The organism is Paenibacillus sp. BJ-4, assembly GCF_020404765.1.
GTDB lineage: Bacteria > Bacillota > Bacilli > Paenibacillales > Paenibacillaceae > Paenibacillus.
Genome location: NZ_JAIVEM010000135.1, coordinates 108,815 through 122,165, shown reverse-complemented (window position 1 = coordinate 122,165; position 13,351 = coordinate 108,815). Strand labels below are relative to the sequence as shown.

The 13,351-nt window shown below is 45.5% G+C and carries 7 protein-coding genes and 2 pseudogenes; all 9 read left to right on the top strand.

Annotation, left to right across the window (positions count from 1 at the left end; genetic code table 11):
* On the top strand, positions 1-2,191 hold a 2,191-nt coding region (locus LCF57_RS19470), incomplete at its 5' end, for a phosphopantetheine-binding protein (protein ID WP_226002183.1).
* Positions 2,192-2,325: 134 nt separating this feature from the next.
* Positions 2,326-3,675: pseudogene (locus LCF57_RS28290) on the top strand (condensation domain-containing protein); the annotation flags it as partial.
* Positions 3,652-5,097, top strand: a pseudogene (locus LCF57_RS28285) (non-ribosomal peptide synthetase); the annotation flags it as partial. The pseudogenes LCF57_RS28290 and LCF57_RS28285, both read left to right, overlap by 24 nt.
* A 156-nt stretch (positions 5,098-5,253) precedes the next feature.
* Positions 5,254-7,890: a thioester reductase domain-containing protein gene (locus LCF57_RS28280; RefSeq protein WP_413232209.1), complete on the top strand. Its 2,637-nt coding sequence runs from the start codon at positions 5,254-5,256 to the stop codon at positions 7,888-7,890.
* A gap of 12 nt (positions 7,891-7,902) precedes the next feature.
* Positions 7,903-9,522, top strand: coding sequence for an aminotransferase class V-fold PLP-dependent enzyme (locus LCF57_RS19460; protein WP_226002181.1), 1,620 nt, complete (start codon positions 7,903-7,905; stop codon positions 9,520-9,522).
* Between the two features lie 65 nt (positions 9,523-9,587).
* Positions 9,588-10,301 (top strand): hypothetical protein, encoded by a 714-nt coding sequence (locus LCF57_RS19455; protein ID WP_226002180.1) that lies wholly within the window; start codon positions 9,588-9,590, stop codon positions 10,299-10,301.
* A gap of 315 nt (positions 10,302-10,616) precedes the next feature.
* Positions 10,617-11,564: an ABC transporter ATP-binding protein gene (locus LCF57_RS19450; protein WP_226002179.1), complete on the top strand. Its 948-nt coding sequence runs from the start codon at positions 10,617-10,619 to the stop codon at positions 11,562-11,564.
* Positions 11,565-11,576: 12 nt separating this feature from the next.
* On the top strand, positions 11,577-12,353 hold the full coding sequence (locus LCF57_RS19445) for an ABC transporter permease (RefSeq protein ID WP_226002178.1): 777 nt from the start codon (positions 11,577-11,579) through the stop codon (positions 12,351-12,353).
* The gene (locus LCF57_RS19440; protein WP_226002177.1) at positions 12,350-13,336 is read left to right on the top strand and encodes an ABC transporter permease; all 987 of its coding nucleotides are present in this window, start codon (positions 12,350-12,352) and stop codon (positions 13,334-13,336) included. Before LCF57_RS19445 ends, LCF57_RS19440 begins: the two co-directional genes overlap by 4 nt.
* Positions 13,337-13,351: the final 15 nt, after the last annotated feature.

Below are 13,351 nucleotides of genomic sequence, written 5' to 3'. Positions count from 1 at the left end.
GCAGGTGCTGAAGAGGTATCCGAATGCGGTAGTCATAGAATTAGGCCCGGGGCAGACATTAACGACATTGATGCGGCAGTCGGCCTGCTGGGGAGCGGAGCACAGGGGCATGCGTACATTACCAACGTACAAAACCGGAGGCGGAGAACGTGGGCAGTGGCTGAGAAGCGTGGCAGAATTGTGGAGCGGAGGTGTAAGCATCGGATGGGGAGCGTTACACGAGTCCCGGGTGCGTAACCGGGTAGAATTGCCAACGTATCCGTTTGAGCGTCAGCGCTATTGGATTGAACCTCGTTTGTCTCAGAATGCGCCTACCTTAGCGCGCGGTCGTGATTTAGAGCGCTTAGAGCCTGAACAATGGCTATATGAGCCTGTACTCCGTCAGACAGCGTTATCTTTGTGGCATCCAGAGGAATGCCATTGTTTATGGATGGTATTTGAGGATAAACATGATGGATGGATTGATTTGCTGGCTGAAAGGCTCGAAAGTACCGGACAATCGATCGTTCGCGTTCGTGCAGCATCAAATTTTGAAAAAATTGACGATCAGTTGTATAGCCTGAACCCGACTAACCCTGAACACTATGAAAAAATCTTTGATTCTTTGGCCTCTGATGAACCTCTGATTCGCATCATCTGCTCATGGAGCGAAAGCGATTCTGACTTTGGTGGACTGGCTGGTTTTTTTCAGCTCTCTAGAGCAGTGCAGGTTTATACGTGCAAAATTCCTGTCCATATTTGCATTGTTACTGAAGGACTATACAGTATTGCAGGTGAAACCGAGGTTCAACCTAAGCGCATGATCCTCTCAGGGATTGGAAACGTCTGGATGCAAGAACATGAAAAGGGTGCTTTTCACTTGGTAGATGCGATGATGCCAAACCATCGTCACCAGGCATCGCTAATGGCGGATTCCATGTTGGAAGACTTTGTGTCTGCCTCTGCAGGAGCTCCGCGTATCTATCGTAATAATCGTCGGTGGACAGTCGAATATGTGCCTTTGACGGAAATGGTTGAGGAAAAGGGGATTGTGCAGACTTCATCTGCAACTTATCTTCTGATTGGTCCGTTCGACTCTAAAATGCAAACCTTCGCTCAATATCTCGTGCAGCAGCCGACTAATCAAGGCCATGTACGAATAATCGTGATGAATGATACGTTTGATAATGCTGACTCAATCAATTCGCCATTAATTGAAGCAGACCATATGAATGTAGCGGATAATACTCAGCACATAGCGTCCCAAGCTTTAAAACTAGAAGAGCAGGGAGCAGAGGTTCATTTTATCCCAGTTAAATTTCAAGTGCAGGGGGCATTGACGGAAGCCATTGCTCAAGCTGCGATTTTGTACGGAAACATTATCGGGGTTGTTTATACAGACTGGTCTTCGGAAGAAATTAATTTTGTGGCCGGGAGCGATCTGAATTACGCAACAGTGGAATCCGAACTTGGTCGTACGGTGAAGGGATTGAACGAACTGGAACGTGCTTTGGTACAACATCATCCCAAATATTGTTTTATCCAATCCTCTATCGCCTCCAAGCTCGGAGGGTTAGGTTTGTCAATACATGCTGCCGCAGCGGCTTATACAGAAGCATTTGTACGCAGGCATAATGAGCAGACGGATTCAGTTTGGCATTATATCGGTTGGGACGCTTGGAGTTCGGATACAGCACCTGAGCTAGAAAAAAGAGGAGGAGAGCTGGGCAGAATGGCTATTCGCCCACAGGAAGGGACTCATGTATGGTCTCAATTAATGACGAGTGGAAATGTACATCATTATCTTGTTTCAACGTCCGATTTCACCACTCGGCACAATTACGCTTTCCAAAACTGGAAAGCAGAGCAGGCAGATTTGGATAGGGAGCAACCGCTGCTTCAACCTCGTCCGGTACTGCCTGTACCCATAGTGGAGCCTCGCCATGAGCTGGAGCAGCAGCTTGCAGATGCTTGGATTAACTTACTCGGAGTTGCTCCGATCGGCGTTCATGATGATTTTTTTAGTCTTGGGGGACATTCTTTGCTCGCTACACAAGTGATCTCCTGGGTGAACAGTCGATTTCCTATCGAATTTCCATTAAAGTATTTTTTCGAACATCCGACAGTGGCAGAGATTGCAGAGGCGATCGAGCTGATGTTAATTGAAAAGCTAGAAACGATGACCGAGGAACAAGCCAGCCAACTTTTATAGCGGCTCTGATCGTGAAATGGAAAGGATGACAAAAGGTGGAAAATGAAGGTTTATCGCTATCTGGCAGCAAACTATCGGATGCCAAGCGAGCTCTACTTGAAAAATGGAAAAAGGGAAAAGTTTCCACTGGGGAAATGAAGCCGCGTGATCGGAATGAGTCGCTTCCGCTTTCATTTGCTCAGCAACGATTATGGTTTTTGGAACAATTAGTCCCGGGAACACCTGTCTATAATATTCCGGGAGCCGTGCGCTTGAGTGGAAGATTGGATATAAAAGCACTGCAAATGGCGGTCTGTGAGATTATTCGACGGCATGAGGTGCTCCGCACCCGATTTGTTGTTCGTGACGCTATTGCTTATCAGGAAATTGATAATATTGGGACCTTTAAGCTGCCAATCACGGATTTAAGCTTACTCTCTAAAACTGAACGGGAAGTTGAAGCTGAACGATTGATCTCAGAAGAGGTAAAATGCCCCTTTGACTTGACCGTTCCACAGCTTTTTCGTGTACGATTGATACGTTTGGAGAAGGAAGCTCACTTTCTTGTGATGTGCATGCACCACATTATTTCTGACGGATGGTCGCTGGGGGTATTCCATCAGGAGCTTGCTTTACTATATAAAGCTTTTTCCCAAGGTAAACCTTCTCCCTTGCTGGCACTGCCTATTCAGTATGGGGATTTCTCTACGTGGCAGCGCAGGAGAATGGAGAACGGAGAATACCGGGAGCAACTGGACTACTGGTGTCGTCAGCTCGAAGGTCTGCGATCCGATGTAAACTTACCGTATGATCGGGCTCGCTCAACTGTGCCGACTTACCAAGGAGCCCGGTATTATTTTGAAATATCTGAAGCACGAACTGAGGGCTTGCGCTATCTCGCTCAGGAAGATGGAGCTACGCTTTACATGGCACTGCTTTCGGTACTAAAAGTTCTTCTTTTTCGATATGGAGGATCAGCAGACATTTCAATCGGTTGTCCGATTGCTAATCGAAATCAGGCACAGATTGAGGGGTTGATTGGTTTTTTTGTAAATACGCTCGTCATACGTTCACAGATTGGGGACGACGACGATTTTCAGACCGTTCTCCGTCAAGTAAAAAGTGTGGCATTAGAAGCGTATGCCCGGCAAGATGTTCCATTTGAACAACTGGTGGAAGTTCTTCACCCTGAAAGAGATCTGAGCATATCCTCACCTCTCTTTCAGACGGGCTTTGTCTTTCATAACACGCCAATTCTGAAGACAGATTTGGGAGGACTAGAGTTGACCCCCATAACCGTGCACAACGGGATGGCACCCTTTGATTTTCTGCTTTCGCTTACAGAGTCCGACCGAAAACTAGTTGGGTTCTTCGAATATTCGACTGAATTATTTGATGAGGGTACTATCGTTCGTATGACAGCTCACCTGCAGGTATTGATGGATAGTATTTTGTCCAATCCTGTTGAGCCTGTAAAGCATCTGGCTATATTACCGGAGAAGGAGAGAAATTGGTTACTAGCATGGGGGAAAGAAGAAAATGATAAAGAGAAGGAGACGCACACAGTAACAAGCATCATACATGAACGTTTTGAGCATATTGCTTGTCTATATCCCGATTCTGTCGCGGTGGTGCATGAGGACAAGTCGCTGACCTATGCTGAACTTGATGGGAGGGCAAACGCCCTAGCACGCCAGTTGCGGCGATTAGGAGTGAAAGCTGAAGTTCGTGTCGGTTTATATCTGGAGCGTTCGCTTGATCTTATCATTGCCATTTTGGCTGTGCTCAAAGCAGGTGGAGCCTACGTTCCACTTGATCCTGCTTATCCGAAGCAGCGTATCGCTTATATTGTTGATGATGCTGATATGTCCCTGATGATCACACAGACCCCACTTCTCAGCACATTTCTTGATCTCAATGTGCGGACCGTTACTGTGGATGATTTCGATGTAGACGCAGAGAGCCAGGCTCCAATAGGTTTTGAAACAGATCCTTCACAACTAGCCTATGTTATTTATACTTCCGGTTCCACTGGCCAGCCGAAAGGAGTGCTTGTAGAACACAGAAATGTAGTCCGCTTGTTTGATAATACGCATAATTGGTTTGAGTTTGACCAGCACGACGTATGGACGCTCTTTCATTCGCATGCTTTCGATTTTTCTGTATGGGAAATGTGGGGAGCTCTGTTCTATGGAGGCAAGCTGATAGTTGTTCCTTACCTCGTTAGCCGTTCGCCAGAGAATTTACATGCTCTTTTGCATTCCGAAGGAGTAACAGTGCTTTGTCAAACGCCTTCCGCTTTTCGACAACTGTCTCAGTATGACGAGGGACATCAGCCAACGAAACTCAATTCTTTGCGTTATATCATTTTTGGCGGAGAAGCATTGGAAATGCATACCCTCCAATCTTGGTTTGACCGACATGGGGATGTCCGGCCGCAATTGGTGAATATGTACGGCATCACTGAAACCACGGTACATGTCACATACAAACCGCTAACACTGGCTGATCTCGAAGCGAGAAACAGCCTCATTGGGGTTCCCTTACCCGACTTGAGCTTATATTTGTTAGACCGTAACCGCGAGTTAGTGCCTATAGGTATACCTGGAGAGATTTATGTAGGAGGCGCAGGCGTTGCAAGGGGATATTTAGATCGGCCCCAATTAACCACAGAGAAATTCGTTCCGAACCCGTTCTCCAACACCCCAGGCACCATACTCTATAAAACTGGCGATGAAGCCAAAATCTCACCCGCAGGTGAACTGGAGTTTCTTGGACGTAACGATTTTCAGGTTAAAGTACGAGGATTCCGCATTGAACTGGGTGAAATTGAAGCAGCAATTAAGAAGCATGTTGCCATCCAAGATGCTGTAGTTGACGTAAAATCGGATGCGATGGGAAATAAGCAGCTTGTTGCCTATATTATCGAGAAAAATACGGATAACGGCGATGTGGAATTAACCAAACACTGGGAAAATGTATTTGATCAAACCTACGAGAGTGGATCTTCGGAGGAAGCCGTCGAATTCAATATCACCGGATGGAACAGCTTGTATGACGGTCAGCCTCTTTCAGCGGATTGTATGCGGGAATGGGTTGAAGCGACGGTCAAACATTTGCTCGACTTGAAGCCGAAGCGTGTGTTGGAACTGGGTTGTGGAACGGGACTGCTTCTTTTCCAAGTAGCACCGATGTGTGAGCACTATATGGGCACCGATATTTCATTAAAAGCCATACAGCGTTTGGAGATGCTGACAAAGAGCATGCCCCATGTAAGGCTCCAGCACCAGCCTGCCCACAACATGGAGGGAATTGATTCTGGCTCTTACGATCTGGTCATACTTAATTCGGTTATTCAATACTTTCCTAGTGTTGAATATCTCCTTGATGTACTTGATGCCGCAGTGAGAGCTGTTCGTCCTGGCGGTACGGTGTTTATTGGGGATGTACGAAGTTTGCCGCTGCTGGAAACTTTTTATACTTCAGTGGAGCAATTCAAGGCTCGGTTTCCGTTGACAGCAAAAGAACAAAGCATACGGGTTAATGATCGGATGAAGCGTGAGCATGAACTGATCCTTGACCCCCAACTATTTGTAGAATTGGTACAGAGAAATCCTCAATTAATTCACGCGGAAATTCAATGGAAACGCGGAAATCAATGGAACGAGTTGACGCGGTTCCGCTATGATGTTTTATTGCGTGTGAATTCTCCGGAGATACAGAAGGTAGAGCCATTAACATTGTCATGGACTTCTATTCAGGAGTCAGAGAACACACTGCAAAAGTTGGCGGAGCAAGGTGTGGAAACTGTCGCTATCAGGGGCGTGCCCAATGTCAGACTTCGGAATTTGCTAGAAAACGTGGGGGAAGATGCTGCAGATCCTATGGATTTTGTTGTATTGGAGCGTACACTTCCTTACGATATTTCAATCCACTGGGCAGGGTCAGGTCTGGAACATTATTTCGATGTAATCTGTACTCACAGGAACCTCTTTTTAAAAAATCAGATCGTTAAAATTAGGAATAAAAGTACGCAAGGGACCGAAGATTGGAGTCATTATGCAAACAGGCCTGTGAAGATTAAAACGTCTGGTGGATTGCCGTCGGAGCTGCGTATCTTGATGAAGGAACAGTTCCCAGATTATTTCATTCCGACTGCCTACGTACCAGTGAGTGTGTTCCCACTTACTTCTAATGGCAAAGTTGACAGGGCGGCTTTGCCTACTCCGGGACGCAACCGCCCAGAATTGGAAAATTCCTATGTTAAACCCCGTACAGCGTTGGAGCGGCGGATTGCTGAACTTTGGAGCAACGTGCTGGGCATTCCTAAAGTTGGAGTCACAGATAATTTTTTCGAACTGGGTGGTCACTCTTTGCTTGCCACACAGCTTATTTTCAAGCTGCATGACGAGCTTAACATCGAAGTTCCTCTACGAGTGCTGTTTGAAACGCCTACCGTAGAGTGGATGACGAAGGCATTTGAAGCAATCCAGAACGGTGAGAAAGAGCTGTCTTTTTCGCAATTAAATTTATGGAATGACTGTAAGCTACCGTTTGGCATTCGTAATCCTGATTCGGTCAGTAAAGAGCACAGACCTGTGCAGAACATTTTACTAACGGGAGCGACAGGATTTCTTGGAGCTTTCCTACTACGTCAGTTGCTTCGAAACACTTCGGCGAATATCTTTTGTCTTGTACGTGGACGCACCGAGGAGGAAGCTGCACAGCGCTTGCAATCAAATCTCGCAAAGTACGGCTTGCTTGAAGAATCAGCTTCGAAACGCATAAAAGTGTTCGCTGGTGATTTGGGTCTCAAAAGGTTTGGGTTGTCTGAAGCTGCTTTTGATCGGTTGGCCGAGGAGATGGATGCCCTTTATCACAATGGCAGTATGGTCCATTTCATTGCGCCATATGTCGAGCATAAAGCAGCGAATGTGCTAGGAACTCAGGAAATGATACGACTGGCGAATATTGGACGCTTCAAGACGCTCCATTATATCTCGACTACGCACGTGTTTTCGGACCAAGATATCCAGAATGGAGTATTGTCGGAAATGGATATTCCGGAGCATCCTGAGGATCTTAAACTTGGATATACGCAGAGCAAATGGGTTGCGGAGCGTATAGTGATGGAGGCGGCTCGCTGTGGACTACCGACCCTGATTTATCGTCCGGGACGGATATGGGGAGATAGCCACATGGGCCACTGTCAAACAAACGATTTTATGTGGCTGATCATCAAGGCCTCTATAGAATTGGGGCTAATCCCCAATATGGAAGCTGAGATGGAAATCATTCCGGTTGACTTTGCAGCGGAAGCAATTATCTATTTGTCAGGTACCCAGATTCCTGACGGGCGTGTATATCATCTCTTGAATCCGACGCGAACCACCTGGGATGAGGTAATCGAGACTCTTGTAAACTACGGATATGATCTTAAGAAGGTACCGTACGAGATTTGGTACGAACAGATCCATCAGACGGCATCTTGCTCTTCAAGCCAAGCAACGAATGCAATTCTGCCGCTTCTGGAAAGCGGATGGAATGACGGTATGTCAGAATTCCAAGTTCGCTATGACACTACCCATCTGATACAGGGTCTGAAGGAAAGCGATGTAACTTGTCCGAAACTGGACAGGTGTTTGATGAATACCTACCTTACTTATTTTGTCGAGACAGCTTTCTTGCCACAACCAAATGGAAGAAAGTTAGGGTATTAGGGAGGGTGAGAAATGATGGAGCCTATATTTAACCAGTCGTTTCACGAAATCGGTGATTATTTACGTTCAGTGTTCGAGCCATCTGCAGAGCAACATAAATTGGAGGAGAAGATGGATAGGCTCATCACGGACGTAATTAACGAAATGCACGGCGCTCCAAGTGTTACATCGGATACGGAATTAGAGCTTATACCCCTGATGGGACAAGAAATAATTATTCCTGAGGTTCCGGTACACCCAGAGCAGTACATTAGCCATCTGATTCGAGAAGTCGTACACCATTGTATCAATACATCTTCTCCCAACTTTATCGGCCATATGACCTCAGCGTTGCCAATATTTTTCAGACCGCTTAGCCGCCTTTTAGTAGCACTAAACCAAAACGTGGTGAAGGTGGAAACATCCAAGTCATTTACAGTGCTTGAGCGTCAAACACTTGCGTTTATGCATCGCTTGGTGTACAGCCGTTGTGAATCTTTTTACACCGAACATGGGCAAAATCTATCAAGCACGTTGGGGGTTGTGACTTCGGGGGGGACGGTGTCCAACTTGACTGCCTTGTGGATTGCACGCAACGTGGCGTTGCATAACCAAGATACCGACGTGGAACGGGATGGTTACGCCCTCGCATTACATAAAAATGGGTACCAGCGGGGCGTTATTATAGGCTCATCCTTGATGCATTACTCGTTTGATAAGGCTGCCGATGTTCTAGGCTTGGGTAGTGACGGAGTAATCCGGATTGATTGCGACTCCCGCGGCCGTATAGATTTGGTAAAGCTTGAGAAGGAAATAAAGGCTTGCCAAAAACGGGGAGATCGAATACTCGCATTAATAGGCATTGCAGGTACAACAGAGAGCGGAGCAATTGATCCGCTGGTAGGCATGGCGGAGTTGGCCAGAACGAGAGATATTCACTTTCATGTAGATGCTGCTTGGGGAGGTCCGCTACTTATGTCGGATGTACACGCCCGTAAACTTCGTGGAATTGAAAGGGCTAATACCGTAACCATTGATGGACACAAACAGATGTATTTGCCCATGGGTATAGGGATACTATTGATGAAAGATCCACATGCTGCGGCTCGGATTGAGAAAACAGCTCGATATATCCTACGAGGTGGTTCCTTGGATTTGGGACGTCACTCGATGGAAGGCTCCCGTTCAGCGATGTCAGTGTATATGCATGCGGGACTTTATTTACTGGGGCGTGAAGGTTATGGCTATTTGTTGGATGAAGGTATCCGAAAAACTCACTGGATGGCTAAGCTGCTGGCTAGTCATCCAGCCTTCGAGCTGATTGGCGAGCCAGAAATCAATATTTTAACTTATCGTTACATTCCTGCATCCCTTCGCGAGGCTGTACGAAGCTGTACCCTGCGTCCTGAAGAGCACGACCGAATTAATCGCTTCAATGAGCTCCTTCAAGAAATGCAAAGCCAGCAGGGGGATTCGTTCGTTTCCCGGACAACGCTGTGCGGAATTGAAGGGATGCCGAAATCTGTTGTCGTACTAAGGGTTATTTTGGCAAATCCGTTAACAACGGAAGCTCATATTCAGAGTGTTTTGAAAATTCAGCAGGAAATTGCCAAAGATCTGGAGCTTTCGTTCAAATACAATACAGACAGATAGGAAATATGTGTACTGAGTAAGGACGTGGAACACTTGTGATCACGTCTCACAAAGGAGTGAAACATATGGTATTGAGAATGCCTAAATCTCTTCAGACCTTTCCTAAAGGAGCCATCAAGAATGCTCAGATCAATCAACGGTTTCCAGCAATAGGGATTACTGAGTTTCGTATTGATGTCCATACACTCGGAAATATGTTGATTTGTTTTGATGCAGAGAAAGAGATTAGCTTTGTGGCTTCCGGCGAAAAACATCTGCTTCCTCAACGAATTTGCTCTGGCGGTACATTCCTGTTCGAGGGAAGTAACTTGGGATCATATTGGAAACAGGGACAGAATCAAAAAATCTTCATAGAGGTTCATGTACCTCTAGAAACGAATGTACAAGCTAAATTCACGGCCGGAGTTCTAGTTTTAGATGGAGGACGGGGCACCATCAATGTTGAGGGTACATTCGGAGAGGTGGCCGGGATTACAGAGTCCTCTAACGTACAGATAAAGTTAAGTACTGGAGATGTCTCAATGAATGAGCTTCGTGGTGATGCGGATATCCGGCTGACAGGAGGAAGCGCTACATTGGGCTGGACTGAACTAACAGGTAGGGAGCGAATTAATGTTCATTGCGGGACCGGAGGGATTGACATATTCTTACCTGCTATAGAAACCACGGTTCTTGATCAAGGATTTCTCCCCCGCGCCAAGCGGATAACAACACATACAGGGTCAGAAATCTCGGGAGTTATAGGTATAGGTACGTTTGACATAAAACATTGGCAGTAGGTATGAATTATTGAAGGAGCGTGCAAAACGCAAGCTCCTTCAATAATTTTACGCCTTTAATCCGACCATGTGGGTACCGCAAGCAAAAATTTCGAGAATTCTGTTGAAGTACGGAACTAGACAAAAACGTAGGAAGGTGATGAAATGCTTCAAACGGTTTGATATGGAATATTGGTGAAGCATGAGTCGATAAACATCAGAGGATGAAGCTGTCTTAGAGGGGAAAATCAACCTTATGAATCGACCCTTTGGTTGATTTATTATACTGGCTTGCGCGGTAAGATGAGAACATAAAATAAGAGGAGTGGTGCTGTTATGATCTCTAATTCACCTATCATCGAAGTAAGCGAGCTAAGCAAAAGCTTTGGTAGCCGCACGGCGCTGAACAATGTAACGTTCGATGTGCATCAAGGTGAAATTTTATGTTTTCTTGGCCCTAATGGGGCAGGAAAGACTACAACAATCAATATTTTGTCTACCTCGCTGCGCGGGGACAAGGGAAATATCCGATACTGTGGAGAGCCAGTGGAACGGCTAATGAGCCAATACAAACGTGAACTTGGAATTGTTCCGCAGGATTTAGCGGTGTATGAGGATATATCAACCGAAGCCAACGTTCGTTTTTTTGCTTCGCTATATGGTTTGACGGGTACGGAACTAGAGCAAGGTACAAATGAAGCGCTTGAAATCGTCGGATTGGCGGACCGACGTAAAGATAAACCGAAGACATTCTCTGGAGGAATGAAGCGGAGGCTCAACCTGGCTTGTGCCATCGCTCATCGTCCTAAAATGATTATTATGGACGAACCAACGGTAGGTATTGATCCCCAGTCTCGTAACCATATTCTTGGATCAATCCGCAAGCTGAGGGACGAGGGAGCAACGATCATCTATACAACACACTACATGGAAGAAGTGGAGGAAATATCTACTCGAATTTTGATTATTGATCACGGCGAGGTTATCGCTTCCGGTACCAAAGAAGAATTAAAGGAACGGCTTGCCGATGAGAAACGTTACGAAGTAGAGGTTGAAGAAATAAGTGAAATGCCTGATATTGATCTATACCGAATCGACGGTGTTAAGAAAGTAGACATCGTCGGAAACCGGATTCACATCTCAACTCTAAAAGGGATTGAAAATCTGGATCAAATCATTGTGAACATAACCTCAAATGGACTTAAAATTATTAATCTGACAGGTTTTTCGCCCAGTCTTGAGATGGTTTTTCTCAATTTGACTGGTCGTACGCTTCGGGATTAGGAGGAAAAGACAATGACCGATTCGAGAAAAAAAACGGGGCTGCTATTTCCATTTTTCAGTATTCTTAAGCGAGATTTTATCAACCTGGCTACGAATGTCCCACTTATCCTGAGTAACACTATTTTTCCACTCCTTTTAATCTTTGTGCTTGGTTATTTGGGTGGAGGGCTATATGGTGGAAGTGACGTTACTGCTTACGATTACTATGGCGTGACGATTCTAATTTACAGCGCTTTAAACGTATCCATGACGGCTGCAAATAGTTTTATGGATCAAAATGTGAAACGTAGCAATCTTCGCATATTGTACGCACCGATCCCAAAATCGTTCATTTACTTGTCCAAAACTGCGGCCACGTTCCTATTTACAGGCCTTTGCTCCATTGCACTTGTAGCACTACTTCAACTCGTGTTTAACATTCGGCTAGGTGGAACCTCCGCAGTTTACACAGCTGTTGTACTTCTTTGTTTCGATTTGTTTTCATCCGCACTCGGTGTCCTATTCTGTTGTCTCTTTAAAGGAGAGGAATTAACAAACAAAATTCTTTCGATAATAAACAGCGTGCTCGCGATACTGGGTGGTTTGTTTTTCCAATTAGACGGCCTCGGTAGGACGGCGGAAGTCATATCCTTTTTCTCCCCGGTCAAATGGGTGGTTGAAACTGTGTTACGTATCGTTTACGACGGAGATTTCAGCTTGTTTCTACCAACACTGTTGAGCTTTGTTATAGCGTCCCTACTACTCTTATGGGGCTGTAAACGAACTTTCAAAACGGAGGACTATATATGAAAACGACCTTTCGAATTTTTTGCAATCATTCCCTTCGTATGTGGAACCGCAGGAATGTTATTGTGATTACCCTAATAATGACGTTGGCATCAATGGCGCTGGCAATCTATTTTACAGCTCAATCAGAATTGAAAGGCACCTTAGCGGTGGTAACAAGCCAAAAAGTGAGTTTGACCCTCAGCTCAGAGCAATATCGGATTCAATATTTGCAGCAGCCGCCACCTAAATCTGAGCTGGTAAGAAATAGATATGATGCAGTGGTTACTTTCAATAGCGACGGCTCTCATCGTATTGAATCATTGAAATCGGATGAGTTTAAGCAGCAGCTAGAGCATGCAATTGTCCGCCCGCATGCGCCGTTGTCTGTAATGCCTCAAAGAGGAATTGGGACCAACATATTGGGTTACCTTACCATGTTCCTGCTTATTCAAGCTTTGTTCTATTTTCAGTTGTTTTCGGATGACAAAAAAACGGGCACATTTCGACGGACTGCTGTATCTCCTGCAGGAATTGTTCCCTATTTGTCAGCACAATGTCTATTTGGATTTATGGCTGTTTATGTGCCAACTTGGCTAGTGTTAGCACTAGCGAAAGCTGTAGGAATTAATATCGGATTTGGTCTTGGCACATACTCTTTACTTCTTGTCTTGCCTGCGCTGTTAGCAGTATCTTTTGCTCTGTTTATGGCAGCGTGGATCGAGAATGCTGATAATGGGCTATCATTATCTTCAGCCATTATTCTTTTAAGTTCAGTGCTTTCGGGCAGCTTTTACACAATTGCTCATGAGAACGGTATTATGAAGGTTATTACAAGTGTTTTCCCACAACAGCATTTTATAACGCTCGTTCAAGAAATGGAGTTAAAAGGAGCAGTAGGGTTGTATTGGGAGCACGCACTTTATGTGATTGTAGCGTCCGCAGTGTTGGCGGCGGCAGGGTGGCTCATTTGTAAGAATCGTTTTCGCAAAGGATTCTACGGGTAACTTCGGAATTTCGTG

Coding starts and splice junctions, on each gene's coding strand:
- LCF57_RS19445 (WP_226002178.1), top strand. CDS start 11,577: ATGACCGATTCGAGAAAAAAAACGGGGCTGCTATTTCCATTTTTCAGT.
- LCF57_RS19450 (WP_226002179.1), top strand. CDS start 10,617: ATGATCTCTAATTCACCTATCATCGAAGTAAGCGAGCTAAGCAAAAGC.
- LCF57_RS28280 (WP_413232209.1), top strand. CDS start 5,254: ATGCGGGAATGGGTTGAAGCGACGGTCAAACATTTGCTCGACTTGAAG.
- LCF57_RS19440 (WP_226002177.1), top strand. CDS start 12,350: ATGAAAACGACCTTTCGAATTTTTTGCAATCATTCCCTTCGTATGTGG.
- LCF57_RS19460 (WP_226002181.1), top strand. CDS start 7,903: ATGATGGAGCCTATATTTAACCAGTCGTTTCACGAAATCGGTGATTAT.
- LCF57_RS19455 (WP_226002180.1), top strand. CDS start 9,588: ATGGTATTGAGAATGCCTAAATCTCTTCAGACCTTTCCTAAAGGAGCC.